The organism is Streptomyces sp. NBC_00820 (assembly GCF_036347055.1).
Taxonomy (GTDB): Bacteria; Actinomycetota; Actinomycetes; order Streptomycetales; family Streptomycetaceae; genus Streptomyces.
Genome location: NZ_CP108882.1, coordinates 3,157,698 through 3,178,341 on the forward strand (window position 1 = coordinate 3,157,698; position 20,644 = coordinate 3,178,341).

18 protein-coding genes are annotated in these 20,644 nt (G+C 70.4%); 12 read left to right on the plus strand and 6 right to left on the minus strand.

The features are described 5' to 3' along the window. Positions 1 to 13: 13 nt before the first annotated feature. From OIB37_RS14325 to OIB37_RS14345, 5 genes are all read right to left on the minus strand, one after another. Positions 14 to 883, minus strand: coding sequence for an acyl-CoA thioesterase (locus tag OIB37_RS14325; protein WP_330457974.1), 870 nt, complete (start codon positions 881 to 883; stop codon positions 14 to 16). Positions 884 to 918: 35 nt separating this feature from the next. After that, positions 919 to 2,076, minus strand: a complete 1,158-nt coding sequence (locus tag OIB37_RS14330; protein WP_330461851.1) for an acyl-CoA dehydrogenase family protein — start codon at positions 2,074 to 2,076, stop codon at positions 919 to 921. Positions 2,077 to 2,200: 124 nt separating this feature from the next. After that, on the minus strand, positions 2,201 to 2,788 hold the full coding sequence (locus OIB37_RS14335) for a hypothetical protein (RefSeq protein WP_330457975.1): 588 nt from the start codon (positions 2,786 to 2,788) through the stop codon (positions 2,201 to 2,203). 77 nt (positions 2,789 to 2,865) lie between these two features. Further along, complete coding sequence (locus OIB37_RS14340) at positions 2,866 to 3,447, minus strand: Uma2 family endonuclease (RefSeq protein WP_330457976.1); 582 nt, start codon at positions 3,445 to 3,447, stop codon at positions 2,866 to 2,868. A gap of 55 nt (positions 3,448 to 3,502) precedes the next feature. Beyond that, on the minus strand, positions 3,503 to 4,108 hold the full coding sequence (locus tag OIB37_RS14345) for an SACE_7040 family transcriptional regulator (protein ID WP_330457977.1): 606 nt from the start codon (positions 4,106 to 4,108) through the stop codon (positions 3,503 to 3,505). 96 nt (positions 4,109 to 4,204) lie between these two features. Here OIB37_RS14345 and OIB37_RS14350 point away from each other — a divergent pair, with 96 nt between their 5' ends. The 11 genes from OIB37_RS14350 (at position 4,205) to OIB37_RS14400 (ending at position 17,979) form a co-directional block, all read left to right on the plus strand. Then, positions 4,205 to 5,821 carry a carboxyl transferase domain-containing protein gene (locus tag OIB37_RS14350; RefSeq protein ID WP_330457978.1) on the plus strand — a complete coding sequence of 539 codons (1,617 nt, stop codon included), beginning with the start codon at positions 4,205 to 4,207 and terminating at the stop codon, positions 5,819 to 5,821. 11 nt (positions 5,822 to 5,832) lie between these two features. Further along, positions 5,833 to 7,782, plus strand: coding sequence for an acetyl/propionyl/methylcrotonyl-CoA carboxylase subunit alpha (locus tag OIB37_RS14355; protein ID WP_330457979.1), 1,950 nt, complete (start codon positions 5,833 to 5,835; stop codon positions 7,780 to 7,782). Beyond that, positions 7,779 to 8,738 carry a hydroxymethylglutaryl-CoA lyase gene (locus OIB37_RS14360; protein WP_330457980.1) on the plus strand — a complete coding sequence of 320 codons (960 nt, stop codon included), beginning with the start codon at positions 7,779 to 7,781 and terminating at the stop codon, positions 8,736 to 8,738. Before OIB37_RS14355 ends, OIB37_RS14360 begins: the two co-directional genes overlap by 4 nt. A 5-nt stretch (positions 8,739 to 8,743) precedes the next feature. Further along, complete coding sequence (locus OIB37_RS14365) at positions 8,744 to 9,904, plus strand: acyl-CoA dehydrogenase family protein (RefSeq protein WP_330457981.1); 1,161 nt, start codon at positions 8,744 to 8,746, stop codon at positions 9,902 to 9,904. A gap of 476 nt (positions 9,905 to 10,380) precedes the next feature. Next, positions 10,381 to 11,097, plus strand: coding sequence for a peptidase inhibitor family I36 protein (locus tag OIB37_RS14370; RefSeq protein WP_330457982.1), 717 nt, complete (start codon positions 10,381 to 10,383; stop codon positions 11,095 to 11,097). A 92-nt stretch (positions 11,098 to 11,189) separates the two neighbouring features. Next, positions 11,190 to 11,624: a hypothetical protein gene (locus OIB37_RS14375; protein WP_330457983.1), complete on the plus strand. Its 435-nt coding sequence runs from the start codon at positions 11,190 to 11,192 to the stop codon at positions 11,622 to 11,624. Between the two features lie 115 nt (positions 11,625 to 11,739). Beyond that, entirely contained in the window at positions 11,740 to 12,786 is a 1,047-nt protein-coding gene (locus tag OIB37_RS14380; protein ID WP_330457984.1) for an ABC transporter substrate-binding protein, read from the plus strand. A 181-nt stretch (positions 12,787 to 12,967) separates the two neighbouring features. Then, complete coding sequence (desA, locus tag OIB37_RS14385) at positions 12,968 to 14,410, plus strand: lysine decarboxylase DesA (RefSeq protein WP_330457985.1); 1,443 nt, start codon at positions 12,968 to 12,970, stop codon at positions 14,408 to 14,410. Beyond that, the gene (locus OIB37_RS14390; RefSeq protein WP_330457986.1) at positions 14,394 to 15,668 is read left to right on the plus strand and encodes a lysine N(6)-hydroxylase/L-ornithine N(5)-oxygenase family protein; all 1,275 of its coding nucleotides are present in this window, start codon (positions 14,394 to 14,396) and stop codon (positions 15,666 to 15,668) included. Before desA ends, OIB37_RS14390 begins: the two co-directional genes overlap by 17 nt. Further along, positions 15,665 to 16,213 carry a GNAT family N-acetyltransferase gene (locus tag OIB37_RS14395; protein WP_330457987.1) on the plus strand — a complete coding sequence of 183 codons (549 nt, stop codon included), beginning with the start codon at positions 15,665 to 15,667 and terminating at the stop codon, positions 16,211 to 16,213. The genes OIB37_RS14390 and OIB37_RS14395 overlap by 4 nt, the downstream gene beginning before the upstream one ends. Beyond that, a complete protein-coding gene (locus tag OIB37_RS14400; RefSeq protein ID WP_330457988.1) occupies positions 16,210 to 17,979 on the plus strand; it encodes an IucA/IucC family protein in 1,770 nt (589 codons plus the stop codon). The genes OIB37_RS14395 and OIB37_RS14400 overlap by 4 nt, the downstream gene beginning before the upstream one ends. Before the next feature lie 95 nt (positions 17,980 to 18,074). Here the strand turns inward: OIB37_RS14400 and OIB37_RS14405 are convergent, their stop codons facing one another. Next, entirely contained in the window at positions 18,075 to 19,682 is a 1,608-nt protein-coding gene (locus OIB37_RS14405; protein WP_330457989.1) for a beta-N-acetylhexosaminidase, read from the minus strand. 70 nt (positions 19,683 to 19,752) lie between these two features. Here OIB37_RS14405 and OIB37_RS14410 point away from each other — a divergent pair, with 70 nt between their 5' ends. Next, entirely contained in the window at positions 19,753 to 20,634 is an 882-nt protein-coding gene (locus OIB37_RS14410; RefSeq protein ID WP_330457990.1) for a DUF4429 domain-containing protein, read from the plus strand. Positions 20,635 to 20,644 lie beyond the last annotated feature (10 nt).

The following is a 20,644-nucleotide window of genomic DNA, read 5'->3' on the forward strand; positions in this document are numbered from 1 at the left end:
GCCCGGTCCGGCGTCAGCGGCGGGGAACGCGGACCACGCCTTCCTGGATCACCGAGATGGCGAGCCGCCCGTCCTGGGTGTAGATGCGGGCCTGACCGAGGCCGCGGCCGCCGTAGGCGGACGGTGACTCCTGGTCGTACAGCAGCCATTCGTCGGCGCGGAAGGGCCGGTGGAACCACATCGCATGGTCCAGGGAGGCCCCCACGACGTCCCCCACGGCCCAGCCGCCGCGCCCGTGTGCGAGCAGCACGGAGTCGAGGAGGGTCATGTCGGAGACGTAGGTGGCGAGGACGACGTGCAGCAGGGGGTCGTCGGCGAGCTTGCCGTTGCTGCGGAACCACACCTGCGAGTGCGGCTCGCGTGGCTCACCGAACTTCCCGTACGGCGGCTCGTCCACGTAGCGCAGGTCGATCGCCTCGCGGGCCTCCAGGAAGCGCTCGACGACGGCGGCGTCGAGGTGGTCGTAGCCGCGCAGCCGGTCCTGCGAGGTGGGCAGGCCGGCCGGGTCGGGCGAGGCCGGCATGGGCGCCTGGTGGTCCAGCCCCTCCTCGTACGTCTGGAAGGACGCGGAGAGGTGGAAGATCGGCTTGCCGTGCTGGACGGCGACCACGCGGCGGGTGGTGAAGGAGCGCCCGTCACGGATGCGGTCGACGTTGTAGACGATCGGCGCGCCGGGGTCGCCCGTGCGCAGGAAGTACGCGTGCAGGGAGTGGGCGGGACGGTCCGCGGGGACCGTCCGCCCGGCGGCGACCAGCGCCTGCGCCGCGACCTGCCCGCCGAAGACGCGCGGGACGACGGCGGAGCGGGACTGGCCGCGGAAGATGTCCTCCTCGATCTGCTCGAGGTCGAGCAGATCGAGGAGGTCCTGAAGTGCCTGGCTCATGGCGTCAGTTGTACCGGGCAGCGATTGCCGGAACCTTACAGACCCATGTCCTTGGCGATGATCGTCTTCATGATCTCGCTGGTACCGCCGTAGATGCGGTTGACGCGGTTGTCCGCGTACAGGCGGGCGATCGGGTACTCGTTCATGAAGCCGTAGCCGCCGTGCAGCTGGAGGCAGCGGTCGATGACGCGGTGTGCGACCTCGGTGCAGAACAGCTTGGCGCTGGCGGCCTCGGCGGGGGTCAGCTCACCGGCGTCCAGGGCCTCCAGGGCGCGGTCGGCGACGGCCTCGGCCGCGTCCACCTCGGCCTGGCAGGCGGCCAGCTCGAACTTGGTGTTCTGGAAGGAGGCGACGGTCTTGCCGAAGACGGTGCGCTCCTGCACGTACTCCTTGGCGAACCGGACGGCCGCCTTGGCCTGCGCGTAGGCGCCGAAGGCGATGCCCCAGCGCTCGGAGGCGAGGTTGTGGCCGAGGTAGTAGAAGCCCTTGTTCTCCTCGCCGAGGAGGTCCTCGACGGGCACCTTGACATCGACGAACGCCAGCTCGGCGGTGTCGGAGGTCTTCAGGCCGAGCTTGTCGAGCTTGCGGCCGACGGAGTAGCCCTCGGACTTGGTGTCCACGGCGAAGAGGGAGATGCCGAAGCGGCGGTCCTCGGCGGTGGGCGCGGAGGTGCGGGCGCAGACGATCACGCGGTCGGCGTGGACGCCGCCGGTGATGAAGGTCTTGGCGCCGTTGAGGACGTAGTGCGTGCCGTCCTCGGAGAGCTTGGCGGTGGTCTTCATGCCCGCGAGGTCGGAGCCGGTGCCCGGCTCGGTCATCGCGAGGGCCCACATCTCCTCACCGGAGACGAACTTCGGCAGGAAGCGCTTCTTCTGCTCGTCGGTGGCGAGCATCTTGATGTACGGCAGGCCGAGCAGCACGTGCACGCCGGAGCCGCCGAACTGGACGCCCGCGCGGGCCGTCTCCTCGTACATCACGGCTTCGAACTTGTACGACTCGATGCCGGCGCCGCCGAACTCCTCGTCGACACGGATGCCGAAGACGCCCAGCTCGGCGAGCTTGTAGTAGAAGTCGCGCGGCGCCTGGCCCGCGGCGAACCACTCGTCGTAGACGGGGACGACCTCGGCCTCGATGAAGGCCCGGAGGGTCTCCCGGAACGCCTCGTGGTCCTCGTTGAACACCGTACGGCGCACCGCCGCCACCTCCGTACCTCGACCTGACATCGCTATGTCTAAGCGCTTGCTCATACCGAGCGTACCGGCGAGTAGGGAAACCCGTCCAGGGGGGTTCGGTGGTAACGCTCGTCACGCCGGGAGGTCAGCCGGACTCCTCGCCGGGGTCCGTCGCGAGCCGGAGTTCGATGTCCCAGTCGAGGTCCTGGCGGTATTCCACGGCTCCTTGGCGGTACCAGACGCGGTAGCCGGAGAGCGTGTCGCGGACGTGGCCGGTCACTCTGACGCGGACGAGGGAACAGGTCTTCGCGAGGGCGTGACGCGACACCGGGACCGGCCGTTCGGGACGGGGCCGGGGCTCACCCGCCCGGCGAAGGGCTTCGTCGCCGGAGAGGACGAAACCGTGGCCGCCCGTCTCCTCGGCGGTGAGGACGCCGTAGCGCACCACCTTCAGGCCGGCGGGCACCTGGAGCACGCGGGTGCGCAGAATCGTCAGGGGCTCCCCGCTGTCATTGGTCGCGCACGGCAGACTCGCCCAGTACTCGTCACCGACCCGCGCGTGGTCGAAGCCGATCTCGTTGCCCGTGCGGGCGAGCGCGTGTCCCTGGGCGTAGCCCCCCGACCGGTCACCCCCCGCCGCGGCCGTCAGCACCCCCACCGCGGCGAGCGCCACCACCGCCCGCATCCCCCGCAGAACGCCCGCACCCACGACTCCCCTGTCCGCGTCGATCACCGCGGAACCCCCCTTCATTCGCACAGGGGGGGAATAAGATCACGCCGCTGACCTGCGTGAACAGATCTTCCAGGCGGTCACTTCCGGTCCCCGGCCGTGCCGTAACGGCGGAACTCCGAGGTGTCCACGGTCCAGGGGCCGAACGGCACCGTGTCCCCGTAGATGTACGCGTCCTTGCGGGCGTAGCGGCCCTTGCACGGGTCGGAGTGGACCTCGACGGTGCCGGTGCGGGGGTCGACGATCAGGTAGTGCTCGATGCCCATGGCCGGGTAGTCGGCCAGCTTCTCGATGTAGTCGTTGTTCGGGTTGGACGGCGAGACGATCTCGACCACCGCGAGTACCTGCGTCGCATCGACGGCGACGCCCTCCTCATCGAGCACTCCCTCGGGGATGACGACCGCGTCAGGGTGGCGCATGCGGCCGAGTGCCGGGGCTTCGATCTCGGGGCCGCTCGCGCAGACGTAACCGGGGTGCGTGGTGAGCAGCTGCTCGTCCAGCTGGTTGCGAATGCGGTGGATCGCGCCCGCGTGCCGCATCGGGTGACACGTCATGGCCAGGATCGGCCCCGACGGCCCGATCTCGACGGTCCAGGAACCTTCGAGCCGCTCGGCGTAAGCCCCGAGCTCCTCGGCGATCGCGCGCATCTTGGCGTACTCCACGGCCGCAGCGTACTGGGGTGAAGCTCTGGCACCGGGCTCACGGGACCGATTCGACTCAGCCCTCGGTCTCCCCCACCGCCGCGAACGCCCCCCGTGCCATCCGGTGCAGCAACGCCGCCGTGGTGCCGCGACCGGGAAGCGTGCCCGCGCGGCCCAGGTGGGGGGTGGAGTTCAGCAGGCCGAAGACCGAGTGGACCGCCGAGCGGGCGGCCGGTTCGGTGAGCGCCGGGTAGACCTCGCGGACCACCTCCACCCACAGCTCCACGTACTGCCGCTGGAGCTGGCGCACCAGCTTGCGGTCGGTGTCGCGCAGCCGGTCCAGCTCGCGGTCGTGGAGGGTGATCAGGGGGCGGTCGTCCAGGGCGAAGTCGATGTGGCCCTCGATGAGCGAGTCCAGGACCGCCGGGGCGCCGCTGTCGCCGTCGGCCTCCGCCAGGCGGCGCTTCGCGCCGGTGAGGAGCTGGCCGCTGATGCCGACCAGCAGTTCGGCGAGCATCGCGTCCTTGCCGGGGAAGTGGCGGTAGAGGCCGGGGCCGCTGATGCCGACGGCCGCCCCTATCTCGTCGACCCCCACGCCGTGGAAGCCCCGCTCGGCGAAGAGGCGGGCGGCCTCCTTGAGGATCTGCTCGCGCCGGGTGGGGGCGTCGGTTCTGGTGACCATGCCAGTAATTCTAGACAGGGAGGTTAGCGGTCGTTAACCTGAAGGAAATGGTTAACGCTCATTAACAGTACGACCACTGGGTGAGGGGACCGCAGGATGCACGAGGCACCGGAGCTGACGAGCGCGGCTGATCCCGCGTCGGAGGCCTGGCAGGCCAATGAACAGGCCCACCTCGCTCTCACCGAGGAGCTGCGCGGCAAGCTGGCCGCGGCGGCGCTCGGCGGCGGCGAGCGGGCGCGGGCCCGGCACACCGCCCGCGGCAAGCTGCTGCCGCGGGACAGGGTGGACACACTGCTCGACCCCGGCTCGCCGTTCCTGGAGCTGGCCCCCCTCGCGGCCGACGGGATGTACGACGGGCAGGCCCCGGCCGCCGGCGTGATCGCCGGTATCGGGCGGGTCAGCGGGCGCGAGTGCGTGATCGTCGCCAACGACGCCACCGTCAAGGGCGGCACGTACTACCCGATGACGGTGAAGAAGCACCTGCGCGCGCAGGAGGTGGCCCTCGACAACCGGCTGCCGTGCGTCTACCTCGTGGACTCCGGCGGAGCCTTCCTGCCCATGCAGGACGAGGTGTTCCCCGACCGCGAGCACTTCGGGCGGATCTTCTACAACCAGGCCCGGATGTCCGGCGCCGGGATTCCGCAGATCGCGGCCGTGCTCGGCTCGTGCACGGCGGGCGGGGCGTACGTGCCCGCCATGAGCGACGAGGCCGTGATCGTCCGCAACCAGGGGACGATCTTCCTCGGCGGTCCGCCGCTGGTGAAGGCGGCCACCGGTGAGGTCGTCACGGCGGAGGAGCTGGGCGGCGGCGAGGTGCACTCCCGCGTCTCGGGCGTCACCGACCACCTCGCCGAGGACGACGCGCACGCCCTGCGGATCGTCCGGAACATCGTCGCCACGCTCCCGGCCCGGCAGCCGCTGCCCTGGGAGGTCACGCCGGTCGTGGAGCCGAAGGTGGACCCGTACGGGCTGTACGGCGCCGTCCCGGTCGACTCCCGCACCCCCTACGACGTCCGCGAGGTCATCGCGCGCGTGGTGGACGGCTCCCGGTTCGCCGAGTTCAAGAGCGAGTACGGGCAGACGCTGATCACCGGCTTCGCCCGGATCCACGGCCACCCGGTCGGGATCGTCGCCAACAACGGCATCCTGTTCGGCGAGTCCGCCCAGAAGGGCGCCCACTTCATCGAGCTGTGCGACCAGCGCGGCATCCCGCTGGTGTTCCTGCAGAACATCTCCGGCTTCATGGTCGGCAAGGACTACGAGGCCGGTGGCATCGCCAAGCACGGCGCCAAGATGGTCACGGCCGTCGCCTGCACGCGCGTGCCCAAGCTGACGGTGGTGGTCGGCGGTTCGTACGGCGCCGGCAACTACTCCATGTGCGGCCGGGCCTACTCCCCCCGCTTCCTGTGGATGTGGCCCAACGCCAAGATCTCCGTCATGGGCGGCGAGCAGGCCGCCTCGGTGCTCGCCACCGTCAAGCGCGACCAGCTGGAGGGCCGGGGGGAGTCCTGGTCGGCCGAGGACGAGGACGCCTTCAAGGCGCCCGTCCGCGCGCAGTACGAGCGCCAGGGCAACGCCTACTACGCCACCGCCCGTCTGTGGGACGACGGCGTGATCGACCCGCTCGAAACCCGTCAGGTGCTCGGACTCGCCCTGACGGCCTGCGCCAACGCGCCACTGGGAGAGCCCCAGTTCGGCGTCTTCCGGATGTGAGGAGGGGAACCGTGTTCGACACAGTGCTGGTGGCCAACCGGGGTGAGATCGCCGTACGCGTCATCCGTACGCTGCGCTCGCTGGGCGTGCGCTCGGTGGCGGTCTTCTCCGACGCCGACGCCGACGCGCGGCACGTCCGGGAGGCCGACACGGCGGTACGGATCGGTCCGGCTCCGGCCGCCGAGAGCTATCTGTCGGTGGAGCGGCTGCTGGAGGCCGCCGCCCGCACCGGCGCCCAGGCCGTCCATCCCGGGTACGGCTTCCTCGCCGAGAACGCGGGCTTCGCGCGCGCGTGCGAGGAGGCGGGGCTGGTGTTCATCGGCCCGTCGGCGGACGCCATCGCGTTGATGGGCGACAAGATCCGCGCCAAGGAGACGGTGAAGGCGGCCGGGGTGCCGGTCGTGCCGGGCTCCAGCGGCAGCGGGCTCACCGATGCCCAACTGGCTGAGGCCGCCCGGGAGATCGGCACTCCGGTGCTGCTCAAGCCCTCCGCAGGCGGTGGCGGCAAGGGCATGCGGCTGGTGCGGGACGTGAGCGTGCTGGAGGAGGAGATCGCGGCCGCCCGCCGCGAGGCCCGCGCCTCCTTCGGTGACGACACGCTGCTCGTGGAGCGGTGGGTCGACCGGCCCCGGCACATCGAGATCCAGGTGCTGGCCGACGGCCACGGGGGCGTGGTCCACCTCGGCGAGCGCGAGTGCTCGCTCCAGCGGCGCCACCAGAAGATCATCGAGGAGGCGCCCAGCGTGCTCCTCGACGAGGAGACCCGGGCCGCGATGGGCGAGGCGGCCGTGCAGGCGGCCCGCAGCTGCGGCTACCGGGGCGCGGGCACGGTGGAGTTCATCGTGCCGGGCAACGACCCCTCGTCGTACTACTTCATGGAGATGAACACCCGTCTCCAGGTGGAGCACCCGGTCACCGAACTCGTCACCGGGCTGGACCTGGTGGAGTGGCAGCTGCGGGTGGCGGCGGGCGAGCCGCTGCCGTTCGCCCAGGAGGACGTCCGGCTCACCGGCCACGCCGTCGAGGCGCGTATCTGCGCGGAGACCGTGTCCGTCAAAGAGGGCGCGCGCGGGTTCCTCCCCTCCGGCGGCACGGTCCTGCTGCTCGACGAACCCCAGGGCGACGGCGTCCGCACCGACTCCGGGCTCAGCGAGGGCACCGAGGTGGGAAGTCTGTACGACCCGATGCTGTCCAAGGTGATCGCGTACGGCCCCGACCGGGAGACCGCGCTGCGCAGGCTCCGGGCCGCGCTCGCCGGGACCGTCACGCTGGGCGTGCCGACCAACGCGGGCTTCCTGCGGCGGCTGCTGGCGCATCCGGCGGTGGTGGCCGGCGAGCTGGACACCGGGCTGGTGGAGCGGGTGGTGGACGAGCTGGTGTCCACGGAGGTGCCGGAGGAGGTGTACGAGGCGGCGGCGGCCGTACGGCTGGAGGGGCTGCGGCCCCGCTCCGAGGGCTGGACCGACCCCTTCTCGGTGCCGGGCGGCTGGCGCCTGGGCGGCACGCCGAAGCCGGTGTCCTTCCCGCTGCGCGTACCGGGCTGCGATCCCGTCGTCCGCGTGAGCCGGGGAGGGGCCACCGTCACCGAGGACCGGGTCTCCGTCACCCTCGACGGGGTCCGGCACACCTTCCACCGGGCCGGTGACTGGATCGGCCGCGACGGCGACGCGTGGCAGGTGCGCGACCACGATCCGGTGGCCGCCTCCCTCACCGGCTCCAAGCACGCGGGCGCCGACTCGCTCACCGCGCCGATGCCCGGCACGGTGACCGTGGTGAAGGTGGCCGTGGGGGACGAGGTGACCGCCGGGCAGAGCCTGCTGGTGGTCGAGGCGATGAAGATGGAGCACGTCATCTCCGCCCCGCACGCCGGCACGGTCACCGAGCTGGACGTCACGTCGGGCACGACGGTCGCCATGGACCAGGTGCTGGCCGTCATCGCACCCAAGGAGGCGGCGGAGTGAGCGCCGACGGACTGCCCATGGTCGTACCGGCCCAGGATCTGCCCGCCCGGGTGCGGATCCACGAGGTCGGCGCGCGCGACGGGCTGCAGAACGAGAAGACGGCCGTACCGACGGCGGTGAAGGCGGAGTTCGTCCGCCGCCTGGCCGACGCGGGCCTGACCACCATCGAGGCGACCAGCTTCGTGCACCCCAAGTGGGTGCCCCAGCTGGCCGACGCCGAGGAGCTGTTCCCGCTCGTCTCCGGTCTGGACGGCGTCGAACTGCCCGTACTGGTCCCCAACCAGAGGGGCCTGGACCGGGCGCTGGCGCTCGGCGCGCGCCGGATCGCCGTGTTCGCCAGCGCCACCGAGTCCTTCGCGAAGGCCAACCTCAACCGCACGGTGGACGAGTCGCTGGCCGTGTTCGAGCCGGTGGTGCGGCAGGCGAAGGACGCGGGCGCGCATGTCCGCGGGTACGTCTCCATGTGCTTCGGCGACCCCTGGGAGGGGGCGGTCCCCCTCCACCAGGCGGTCCGCGTCTGCGGGGCGCTGCGTGACATGGGCTGCGACGAGCTGAGCCTCGGCGACACCATCGGGGTCGCGACCCCGGGCCACGTCCTGGAGCTGCTCGCGCTGCTGAACGAGGAGGGCCTGCCGACGAACGTGCTCGGCGTGCACTTCCACGACACCTACGGCCAGGCACTCGCGAACACCTACGCGGCCCTGGAGCACGGGGTGACCACGGTCGACGCGTCCGCCGGCGGCCTCGGCGGCTGCCCGTACGCGAAGTCCGCCACCGGCAACCTCGCCACCGAAGACCTCGTTTGGATGCTGCACGGACTCGGCATCGAGACAGGGGTCGACCTGGGCCGTCTGACCGCCACCAGCGTGTGGATGGCCGAACAGCTGGGCCGTCCGAGCCCGTCCCGCACCGTCCGCGCACTCGGTAGCACGACACAGACCCACAAGGACAAGTGATCAGCATGGACCACCGCCTCAGCCCCGAGCTGGAGGAACTCCGCCGTACGGTGGAGGAGTTCGCGCACGACGTCGTGGCGCCGAAGATCGGCGACTTCTACGAGCGGCACGAGTTCCCGTACGAGATCGTGAGCGAGATGGGCCGGATGGGCCTGTTCGGACTGCCGTTCCCCGAGGAGTACGGCGGCATGGGCGGCGACTACCTGGCCCTCGGCATCGCCCTGGAGGAGCTGGCCCGCGTCGACTCGTCCGTGGCGATCACCCTGGAGGCCGGGGTCTCCCTGGGCGCCATGCCGATCCACCTGTTCGGCACCGAGGAGCAGAAGCGCGAGTGGCTGCCCCGGCTGTGCGCGGGCGAGATCCTGGGCGCCTTCGGCCTCACCGAGCCGGACGGCGGCAGCGACGCCGGGGCGACCCGCACCACGGCCCGCCTGGACCCGGACACGAACGAATGGGTCATCAACGGCACCAAGTGCTTCATCACCAACTCGGGCACCGACATCACAGGCCTGGTGACGGTCACCGCGGTCACCGGCCGCAAGCCGGACGGCAAGCCGCTGATCTCCTCGATCATCGTCCCGTCGGGCACCCCCGGCTTCACGGTCGCCGCGCCCTACTCCAAGGTCGGCTGGAACGCCTCCGACACCCGTGAACTGTCCTTCCAGGACGTCCGGGTGCCCGCCGCGAACCTTCTGGGCGAGGAGGGCCGGGGCTACGCGCAGTTCCTGCGCATCCTCGACGAGGGCCGCATCGCCATCGCGGCGCTGGGCACCGGGCTGGCGCAGGGCTGCGTGGACGAGTCGGTGAAGTACGCGAAGGAGCGCCACGCCTTCGGCCGTCCGATCGGTTCCAACCAGGCCATCCAGTTCAAGCTCGCGGACATGGAGATGAAGGCCCACACCTCCCGCCTCGCCTGGCGCGACGCGGCCTCCCGCCTGGTCGCGGGCGAGCCCTTCAAGAAGGAGGCGGCGATCGCCAAGCTCTACTCGTCCACGGTCGCCGTGGACAACGCCCGCGACGCCACCCAGATCCACGGCGGCTACGGCTTCATGAACGAGTACCCGGTGGCCCGCATGTGGCGCGACTCCAAGATCCTGGAGATCGGCGAGGGCACGAGCGAGGTGCAGCGGATGCTGATCGCGCGGGAGTTGGGGCTGACCGGCTGATCCGGTTCCCATGAGGGAGGGGGCGGGGCGTCGTCGTACGCCGTCGCCCCCTCCCTGCGTTTCCGGCCGGTCCCACCAGCCCTCAGCCAGCCCTCGGTGAGACGTCACTCAGACGTCAGCCACGCCGCAGCCATGCTTCAACCAGCTTTGATTGCCGACGAGTTGGCACACATGCTAGATTCCGCCCCACTTCCGAACACCTGTCCGTACTTTCCCGCTGACCACGGGGAATCCGCAGGTACGGAAGGGGAAATGGGGGAGATCTCGCTGTGCGCGATATCCCATGGGCGCGGCCCGCGCATGCAGCGCGGTTCCGGCTTTCGCCGATGGACTTCAAGGTCACCGCCCCACCATCGGCGGAGCCTTTTGCGCTCGCCGCGTTTCCGTCCACGTGATTCGACCATCCGTCGATCCCCCGGACGCGTCGACATGCCCCCTTTCCCGCTGTGCGTCAACTGACACCAGGGGGTATTCATATGCGCATACGCACCATGCTGGCCGTCGCGGCCGTCGGTTCCCTGACACTCGCGGGTGCGACCGCCGCTCCGTCGCTCGCCGCCGACGAGCCCGGTCATCCGGCCGATGTCGTGACGGGGGTGCTCACTCCGGATCAGGAGGCGGAAGTCGAGACGGCTCCGGGTGCCACCGACAAGGTGGACGTGTACTACAAGGGGGCGAAGATCGACCCCGCGTCGGACTGGAGCGGCGCGAACATCTGCGTCGAGGCGTCGGAGGACGGCACCATGCGGTGCTTCGACAACGACACCGAGTCCAACGCGTACCTGGCCGCCCACGCGCCCACGGCTCAGGCCCGGGCCGGTGCGAAGCAGGCGCTGGCGAACCGCACGCAGGCGAAGGCCGCGGTGGCCGCCCAGAGGTACTCGGACTGCCCCGATTCCTACGTGTGCCTGTGGCAGGACGCGAACTACTCGGGCCGGCGCCTGCAGTGGCCGACCTATCCGGAGGCCAAGACCCGCCATCTGGACCAGTATTCGCCGTCGTTCCGGGACAAGGCCAGCTCCGCTTTCGTGAACCGGCCGCAGCGCGGTGTGGAGGTGTACGACTTCCGCTCGGGCCTGCCGGATCCGCACCTTTTCCTGGGCGCCGGCTACAGCCTTTACCCGGACTTCAAGAGCATCGATTACACCTACGGCGGCAGCTGGAACGACCGGGCCGACGCCATCAAGTTCTGAGCGCGCGCATTCCAGCCGTACCGGCATCCCGAAACCGGGGTGCCGGTACCGTGACCCCACCCGTCAGACCCTCGTATCCGATGGAGACCCCCGTGAACCGCACCCCCCATATCGCCGCAGTTCTCGCGCTCGGAGCCGTCCTGGCCGCCGGGACCACCGCCTGTTCCGTCAAGGACACCGCGAAGCCGGACAAGATCGGGGTCGTGGAGAAGCTGCCCGTCGACACGGACAAGGCGCAGTCGAAGAAGAACGCCCGGGAATTCCGTTCCTGGGTCGAGAAGAACGGCACCGCACAGCAGAAGGCCGCCGCCGCCCGCGTGGACCGCATCATCGGCGAGTGGAACGAGCAGACGGGCAACGCCTACATCTCCACCGACATCAACGGCGGGAAGACCCAGGTGACGGACCCTCAGGCGGCGGCCGGCGCGATCGTCAAGGCGTTCGCCTCCTGGAAGGACTCGAAGCAGGGATACGCGTCCGTCTACGACGTCTTCGGCAACGCCATGGTCACGAACTACCAGTTCTGACCAGGGCCCGGGGCCGCCGGGACGATCCACCCCCTGGACAGTCTCTGAGGTTAGGCTAACCTATCTTCGACCTTGTCCGGCGGGCGCTTCGCCCCGTTCGAAAGCAGTCACAGCCATGCCCCACGCCCGTGCCACCCACCCCACCCGCCGCGGCCTGCTCGCCGCGGGCGGCGCCATCGGACTCGGCGTAGCGCTCGCCGCCTGCGGCAACGACAAGGGCACAAGCGGTGACTCCGGGGCACAGGGGAAGGCCGGCACGTCCGGTCCCTGGAGCTTCAAGGACGACCGCGGCACGCTCGTGAAGCTGGACAAGGTCCCGGCGGACATCGTCGCGTTCACGGGTGTCGCGGCCGCGCTCCACGACTACGGCGTCCAGGTCAAGGGCGTCTTCGGTCCGACGAAGACCACCGCGGGCAAGCCCGATGTCCAGGCCGGCGACATGGACATCAGCAAGGTGACGATCCTCGGCAACACCTGGGGCCAGTTCAACATCGAGAAGTACGCGTCCCTCGCGCCGGACCTGCTCGTCTCCACGATGTTCGACAGCGCCGGCACCCTCTGGTACGTCCCGGACGAGTCGAAGAAGAAGATCTCCCAACTCGCCCCCAGCGTCGGCATCTCCGTCTACGACCGGCAGCTCACCCAGCCGCTGCAGCGCATGTGGGAGCTGGCCGAGTCGCTCGGCGGCGACATGAAGGCCGCCAAGGTGACGGACGCCAAGAAGCGGTTCGAGGCCGCGGCCGCCCGGCTGCGCGCCGCCGCCAAGGCCAGGCCCGGCATCAAGGTGCTGGTCGGCTCCGCCAGCGACCAGCTCTTCTACGTCTCCGGCAGCGACCTCTCCGTCGACCTGGAGTACTTCAAGGCCCTCGGCGTCAACTTCGTCGAGCCGCCGGAGAGCGCCAAGAAGCAGGGCGGCGGTTGGTACGAGTCGCTGAGCTGGGAGAACGTCGACAAGTACAAGGCCGACATCATCATGATGGACGACCGCTCCTCGGCGATCCAGCCCGCCGATATCACCAAGGCGACCTGGAAGAAGCTGCCCGCGGTGAAGGCGGGCCAGGTCATCGCCCGCTCCCCCGAGCCGATCCTGTCGTACGACAAGTGCGTGCCACTGCTCGACAACCTGGCCGAGGCCCTGGAGAAGGCGAAGAAGGTGAGCTGAGGCTTCTTCTGACCCTTGCGGCCCCCTTCGACGACCCCGGCCGAGACTGCCGGGGTCGTCTTTTTCGGGGGAGGGGCGAAGTTCCATGATCTTCGACTTAGGTTAGGCTAACCTAAGTCGAAGCCGTGGAACTTCGCCCCTTTTCCGTTCCCCCACGGACAGTCCCCTCGGAGGACCCCCCATGCGCTCGCACCTGCTCAATGGCCTCACAGCGGAGCACTACCGCCGCTCCGTGACCGAAGGAGTAGAGCGGGTGGCGGCCAAACTCGCCACCACCGAACGTCCGTTCACCGGAATCACCGTCGACGACCTCGCACCCCGCATCGACGCCATCGACCTCGACCGGCCGCTGGGCGACACCGTCGCGGTGCTGGACGAACTGGAGGACGTCTACCTCCGGGACGCGGTCTACTTCCACCACCCCCGCTACCTCGCCCACCTCAACTGCCCGGTCGTCATCCCGGCGGTGCTCGGCGAGGCCGTGCTCTCGGCGGTCAACTCCTCCCTCGACACCTGGGACCAGTCGGCCGGCGGCACGCTCATCGAACGCCGTCTCGTCGACTGGACGACCGAGCGCATCGGCTTCGGACCGGCCGCCGACGGCGTGTTCACCTCCGGCGGCAGCCAGTCCAACCTCCAGGCGCTGCTGCTGGCCCGCGAGGAGACCAAGGCCGACGACCTGACCAGGCTGTGCGTCTTCGCCTCCGAGGTGAGCCACTTCAGCGTGAAGAAGTCGGCGAAACTGCTGGGCCTGGGCCCCGACGCGGTGGTCAGCATCCCCGTCGACCACGACAAGCGCATGCAGACCCTCGCGCTCGCCCGCGAGCTGGAGCGCTGCGCGCAGGACGGCCTCGTCCCCATGGCCGTCGTCGCCACCGCCGGCACCACCGACTTCGGCTCCATCGACCCGCTCCCGGAGATCGCCGAGCTGTGCGCGCGGCACGGGGTGTGGATGCACGTCGACGCGGCCTACGGCTGCGGGCTACTCGCCTCCCTCAGGTACCGCGACCGGATCGACGGCATCGAGCGCGCCGACTCGGTCACCGTCGACTACCACAAGTCCTTCTTCCAGCCGGTGAGTTCGTCCGCCCTGCTGGTCCGGGACACGGCCACCCTGCGCCACGCCACCTACCACGCGGAGTACCTCAACCCGCGCCGCATGGTGCAGGAGCGCATCCCCAACCAGGTCGACAAGTCCCTGCAGACCACCCGCCGTTTCGACGCCCTCAAACTGTGGCTGACGCTGCGCACCATGGGCGCCGACGGCATCGGCGAACTCTTCGACGAGGTGTGCGAACTGGCGCGGGAGGGCTGGCAGTTGCTGGCCGCCGATCCCCGCTACGACGTCGTCGTCGAGCCGTCGCTGTCCACCCTCGTCTTCCGCTACGTCCCGGCCGCCGTCACCGACCCGGCCGAGATCGACCGCGCCAACCTGTACGCCCGCAAGGCCCTGTTCGCCTCCGGCGACGCCGTGGTCGCGGGCACCAAGGTCGGCGCCCGCCACTACCTGAAGTTCACCCTGCTCAACCCCGAGACGACGCCGGCCGACATCGCCGCCGTCCTCGACCTGATCGCCGGCCACGCCGAGCAGTACCTGGGAGACTCCCTTGACCGCGCTTCCTGAAGCCAGCCGCATTCATGACTTCGTGGGGATCGGGCTCGGCCCCTTCAACCTCGGCCTCGCCTGCCTCACCGAGCCCATCGAAGAGCTCGACGGCGTCTTCCTGGACTCCAAGCCCGACTTCGAGTGGCACGCCGGGATGTTCCTGGAGGGCGCCCACCTCCAGACGCCGTTCATGTCGGACCTGGTCACCCTCGCCGACCCGACCTCGCCGTACTCCTTCCTCAACTACCTGAAGGAGAAGGGCCGGCTGTACTCGTTCTACATCCGCGAGAACTTCTACCCCCTGCGCGTCGAGTACGACGACTACTGCCGCTGGGCCGCGAACAAGCTCACCAGCGTCCGCTTCGGCACCACGGTCACCGAGGTGACGTACGAGGACGACGTGTACGTGGTGCGCACCCAGGCCGGTGACACCTACCGTGCCCGCCGCCTCGTCCTCGGCACCGGCACCCCGCCGCACGTCCCGGACGCGTGCCGGGACCTCGGCGGCGACTTCCTGCACAACTCCCGTTACCTGGACGGCAAGGCGGAGCTGCAGCGCAAGAAGTCGATCACCCTGGTCGGCAGCGGCCAGTCCGCGGCCGAGATCTACTACGACCTGCTCAGCGAGATCGACGTCCACGGCTACCGGCTGAACTGGGTCACCCGCTCCCCGCGGTTCTTCCCGCTCGAATACACCAAGCTCACGCTGGAGATGACCTCCCCGGAGTACATCGACTACTTCCACGCGCTTCCCGAGGCCACCCGCTACCGGCTCACCGCGCGGCAGAAGGGCCTGTTCAAGGGCATCGACGGCGACCTGATCAACGAGATCTTCGACCTGCTCTACCAGAAGAACCTCGGCGGCCCCGTCCCCACCCGCCTGCTCACCAACGCGGCCCTCACCGGCGCCCGGCACGAGAGGGGCACGTACACCCTGTCCTTCCGCCAGGAGGAGCAGGGCAAGGACTTCGAGCTGGACAGCGAGGGCCTGGTCCTGGCCACCGGCTACCAGTACCGGGAGCCGGAGTTCCTCGCGCCCGTCCGCGACCGGCTGCGCTACGACTCCCAGGGCAACTTCGACCTCGCCCGCAACTACGCCATCGACGTCACCGGCCGCGGCGTCTTCCTCCAGAACGCCGGCGTGCACACGCACAGCATCACCAGCCCCGACCTGGGCATGGGCGCGTACCGGAACGCTTACATCATCCGTGAGCTGCTGGGCACGGAGTACTACCCGGTCGAGAAGTCCATCGCCTTCCAGGAGTTCGCGGTATGACAGACAAGAGCCTGACCTTCACGATCCGCCCGCTCGACCCCCTGAAGGACGCCGAGCTGCTGCACGGCTGGGTCACCCACCCCAAGGCGGCGTTCTGGATGATGCGGGACGCGCGGCTGGAGGACGTCGAGCGCGCCTACATGGAGATCGCGGCCGACCCGCACCACCACGCCCTCCTCGGACTCGACGACGCCGGGACCCCCGTCTTCCTGATGGAGAAGTACGACCCCGCCCACCGCGAACTGGTCGGACTGTACGAACCGCGGCCGGGCGACGTCGGAATGCACTTCCTCGTCGCCCCCGCCGACACGCCCGTGCACGGGTTCACGCGGGCCGTCATCACCGCGGTGATGGCGCACCTCTTCGAGGACCCGGAGGCCCGACGGGTGGTCGTGGAGCCCGATGTGGCCAACAAGGCCGTGCACGCCCTGAACGAGGCCGTCGGGTTCGTGCCCGAACGGGAGATCCGGAAGCCGGAGAAGAAGGCGTTGCTGAGCTTCTGCACGCGTGAGCGGTTCACCGAGGCGACGGCGGTGCCGGCATGACCCTCGCCGACACCGTGGCCCACCTCTCCCCCGAGCGCTGGGAGACCGCCAACCGTCAGCTCGTCCGCAAGGCACTCGCGGAGTTCGCGCACGAGCGGCTGATCACCCCCGAGAAGGACGGGGACCGGTATGTCGTGCGCAGCGACGACGGTCTCACCTCCTACCGCTTCTCCGCCGTCCTGCGCGGCCTCGACCACTGGCAGATCGAGGCGGACTCGATCACCCGCCACCGCGACGGCTCCGAACTCCCCCTCGCCGCCCTCGACTTCTTCATCGAGCTGCGCGGGGCCCTGGGCCTGAGCGACGAGATCCTGCCGGTCTACCTGGAGGAGATCTCCTCCACCCTCTCCGGCACCTGCTACAAGCTCACCAAGCCGCAGGTCCCGGCCGCCGAGCTGGCCCGCTCCGGATTCCAGGCCGTCGAGACCGGGATGACCGAGGGCCACCCGTGCTTCGTGGCCAACAACGGGCGGCTCGGGTTCGGCGTCCACGAGTTCCTGTCGTACGCCCCGGAGACCGCGAGCCCGGTCCGGCTCGTGTGGCTTGCCGCGCACCGCTCGCGGGCCGCGTTCACGGCCGGCGCCGGGATCGAGTACGAGTCCTTCCTGCGAAAGGAGCTGGGCGAGGAGACGCTGGACCGCTTCCACGCCGTCCTCACCGGGCAGGGCCTGGACCCGGCCGACTACCTGCTCATCCCGGTCCACCCCTGGCAGTGGTGGAACAAGCTCAGCGTCACCTTCGCCGCCGAGGTGGCCCGCCGGCACCTCGTCTGCCTCGGCGAGGGCGACGACGAGTACCTGGCCCAGCAGTCCATACGGACGTTCTTCAACACCTCCGACCCGCACAAGCACTACGTCAAGACGGCCCTGTCCGTCCTCAACATGGGCTTCATGCGCGGACTCTCGGCCGCCTACATGGAGGCCACGCCCGCGATCAACGACTGGCTCGCCCAGCTCATCGAGAACGACGAGGTGCTCAGGGCGACCGGGCTGACGATCATCCGCGAGCGCGCGGCCGTCGGCTACCGGCACCTGGAGTACGAGCGGGCCACCGACCGCTACTCGCCCTACCGCAAGATGCTGGCCGCGCTGTGGCGGGAGAGCCCGGTGCCCTCGCTCGGCGAGGGCGAGTCCCTGGCGACCATGGCGTCCCTGCTGCACGTGGACCACGAGGGCGCGTCCTTCGCGGGCGCCCTGATCGAGCGGTCCGGGCTGACGCCCACCGAGTGGCTGCGCCGGTACCTGCGGGCGTACTACACCCCGCTGCTGCACAGCTTCTACGCCTACGACCTGGTGTACATGCCGCACGGCGAGAACGTGATCCTCGTCCTGGAGGACGGGGTGGTGCGGCGGGCGGTCTACAAGGACATCGCCGAGGAGATCGCCGTCATGGACCCGGACGCGGTGCTGCCGCCGGACGTGCGGCGGATCCGGGTCGAGGTGCCGGAGGACCAGAAGCTGCTGTCGATCTTCACCGACGTCTTCGACTGCTTCTTCCGCTTCCTCGCCGCGAACCTCGCCGCCGAGGGAATCCTGACCGAGGACGGCTTCTGGCGCACGGTCGCGGAGGTCACCCGCGAGTACCAGGAGGCGAACCCTGGGCTGGAGGACAGGTTCCGGCAGTACGACGTGTTCGCCCCGGAGTTCGCGCTGTCCTGCCTCAACCGGCTCCAGCTGCGCGACAACCGGCAGATGGTGGACCTAGCCGATCCCTCCCGCGCGCTCCAGCTGGTGGGGAGCCTGAAGAACCCCCTGGCGGCCTTCTGAGGGCACACAGACGGACGGGCACCCCGGAGTACGGTCCTCCGGGGTGCCCGTCGGCCGTTCACCGGCCGTGTGCCCGCGCTCCCGCGCGCCCTCGGTCAGCCCGTCGGCCAGGGCACCTGGGGCGAGCGGTAGTAGGTGATGCCGAGGGCGTCCCAGCGCGGTCCCTGCGCGGCGAGCCGCACCTTGTAGGCGTCCCAGCCGTGCGTGGCCGCCGGGGACCAGCCCAGCTCGGCCACGCCGGGCAGCCGCGGGAACGCCATGTACTCGATGTCGGAGGACCTGGTGAGGGTCTCCGACCACAGCGGGGCCTCGACGCCCCGGACGGCCGAGGCGGGCGCGCCGGGGAGGTAGGTGCCCGGGTCCCAGTCGTAGGACCGCTTCACCTCCACCAGCCCGGCCCAGGACAGCCCCAGGGGCGTGTCCTTCGTGTACTTCATGTCGAGGTAGACCCGGTCGGCCGGGGACAGGACCAGTCCGGTGCCGTTCCGGGCCGCCGCGGCCACCTGCTCCTTCTCGGCGGCGCCGGTGCCGTCCAGTCCCCAGTACTGGGCGAGAGCGCCCTTGGCGGGGGTGGCGCCGGTCAGCTGGTGCCAGCCGATGACCGTCTTGCCGTACTTGGCGACCAGCGGCTGGACGCGGTCCATGAAGGTGACGTAGTCGGCGTGGCTGGTGGAGTGCGCCTCGTCGCCGCCGATGTGGAGGTAGCGGCCGGGGGTGAGCGCGGCCAGCTCGCGGATCACGTCGTCCACGAAGTCGTACGTCACCGGCTTGTTCACGCACAGGGAGCTGAAGCCGACCTGGGTGCCGGTGTACAGCGGGGGCGCCGTGCCGTCGCAGTTCAGCCGCGCGTAGGAGGCGAGGGCGGCGTTGGTGTGGCCGGGCATGTCGATCTCGGGGACGAGTTCGACGTAGCGGGTGGCCGCGTAGCGGACGATCTCCCGGTAGTCGGCCTTGGTGTAGTGGCCGCCCGCACCGCCGCCGACCTCGGTGGAGCCGCCGTAGGAGGCGAGCCTGGGCCAGGAGTCGACGGCGATGCGCCAGCCCTGGTCGTCGCTGAGGTGCAGATGCAGCTCGTTGATCTTGTACAGGGCCAACTGGTCGATGTAGCGCTTGACCTGGCCGACGGTGAAGAAGTGCCGGGAGACGTCGAGCATCGCCCCGCGGTAGGCGTAGCGGGGGTGGTCCTCGATGGTGCCGCCGGCGACGGTCCAGGGTCCGGGCTGGACGGTCCCGCGCTCGACGGCCGCGGGCAGCAGCTGGCGCAGGGTCTGCACCCCGTGGAAGAGGCCGGCGGGAGCGCTCGCGGTGATGGTGACCCCGTCGGGGGCGCTGTTCAGCCGGTAGCCCTCGGGGCCGAACGAGCCCTTGGCCAGGCGCAGTCGGATGCCGCCCTCGCCCTGCTCGGTCAGGGGCAGCCGGTAGCCGGTGGACGGCCGCAGGATGCCGGCCAGGTAGGCGGCGACGCGGCGGACGGAGAATCCGGCGGCGCCGTCGACACGGACGCGGGTCGCCGCGGTGATGCGGTACGGGGCTCCGCCCGGCTCGACCGAGGCGGGCGCCGGGACCACACGGTCCAGGGGTGCCGGTTCCGCGGCCCGGGGTGCGGGTGCCGCGCCGACGCTGAACGCGCCCGCCGCCGCCACCAGCAGGAGGGATCCGAGGACGCGGGTCAGTCGGGGAGTCGTGCTGTGGTGCCGTCTCACATGCGCTCCCTTCGGGACTGCAGGATTGGTCAAGACCACTCTCCCTCACATCCGGTGAAACAATCCCCGCATGGCGGAAATCATCCAGAAGGACGGCACGTGGGTCTTCGCCGGGGACGCCCTGCGGCTGACCCCGGGACGGGACAGGAACGTGAGCCTGCTGCGCCGCGCCCTGGGTGAACTCGAGGTCCCGCTGCGCGCGTTGGCGGGTGTCTCGTTCGAGCAGGGCAAGCGGTCCGGGCGGCTGCGACTGCGACTGCGCGACGGCGCCGACCCCCTGCTGCTCGCCACCGCCGGCCGGCTCGCGGAGGCCGACGACCCCTATCAGCTGCCCGTGGAGTCCGACCGGTACGGCGTGGCCGAGTACTTCGCGCAGGAGGTCCGCAACTCCCTGCTGCTGGACGGGATCCCGTCCGCGCCGGTCACCGGCTACCTGCTGCCGGGACCGTCCCTGCCGGTGGCCGCCGCGGCCGGGGACGGCGCGGCGGACTTCGACGGGGAGCGGGTGCGGCTGGAGTGGAACTGGAAGACGGAGGACGCCAAGTCCGCCACCGGCACCCGGACGATCCCGCTCGCGGACATCGACGCCGTGCAGTGGCAGCCGGCGTCCGGGCTGGAGAACGGCTGCCTGCGCTTCACCGTGCGCGGCGCGCCGCCCGCCACGCCGCCGAAGTACGACCCGAACGCGGTCGAGCTGTGGGGCTTCCGCAAGGACCCGTTGATGGCGCTGGTCGCGGCGGCCGTGCAGGCGCGGCTGCCGCATCCGTCGGCACCGGCCGCCGTGCCGGCCGTGCCGCGGCAGGCCCTGCCGCCGGGCGGGCCGCCCGCCGCCGAGGACGACCACGACGCCCTGCTGCGGCGACTGCGGGAACTGGGCGAGCTGCACCGTTCGGGGGTGCTCACCGAGGAGGAGTTCGCGCTGGCCAAGCGGGCGGTCCTCCAGCGGATGTGAGGACCGCCGC

Excerpts from the sequence above, each read along its gene's own strand:
- OIB37_RS14410 (WP_330457990.1), top strand. The coding sequence starts at position 19,753 with ATGGCGGAAATCATCCAGAAGGACGGCACGTGGGTCTTCGCCGGGGAC.
- OIB37_RS14345 (WP_330457977.1), bottom strand. The coding sequence starts at position 4,108 with ATGGTCACCAGAACCGACGCCCCCACCCGGCGCGAGCAGATCCTCAAG.
- OIB37_RS14380 (WP_330457984.1), top strand. The coding sequence starts at position 11,740 with ATGCCCCACGCCCGTGCCACCCACCCCACCCGCCGCGGCCTGCTCGCC.
- desA (WP_330457985.1), top strand. The coding sequence starts at position 12,968 with ATGCGCTCGCACCTGCTCAATGGCCTCACAGCGGAGCACTACCGCCGC.
- OIB37_RS14370 (WP_330457982.1), top strand. The coding sequence starts at position 10,381 with ATGCGCATACGCACCATGCTGGCCGTCGCGGCCGTCGGTTCCCTGACA.
- OIB37_RS14350 (WP_330457978.1), top strand. The coding sequence starts at position 4,205 with ATGCACGAGGCACCGGAGCTGACGAGCGCGGCTGATCCCGCGTCGGAG.
- OIB37_RS14365 (WP_330457981.1), top strand. The coding sequence starts at position 8,744 with ATGGACCACCGCCTCAGCCCCGAGCTGGAGGAACTCCGCCGTACGGTG.
- OIB37_RS14395 (WP_330457987.1), top strand. The coding sequence starts at position 15,665 with ATGACAGACAAGAGCCTGACCTTCACGATCCGCCCGCTCGACCCCCTG.
- OIB37_RS14400 (WP_330457988.1), top strand. The coding sequence starts at position 16,210 with ATGACCCTCGCCGACACCGTGGCCCACCTCTCCCCCGAGCGCTGGGAG.
- OIB37_RS14325 (WP_330457974.1), bottom strand. The coding sequence starts at position 883 with ATGAGCCAGGCACTTCAGGACCTCCTCGATCTGCTCGACCTCGAGCAG.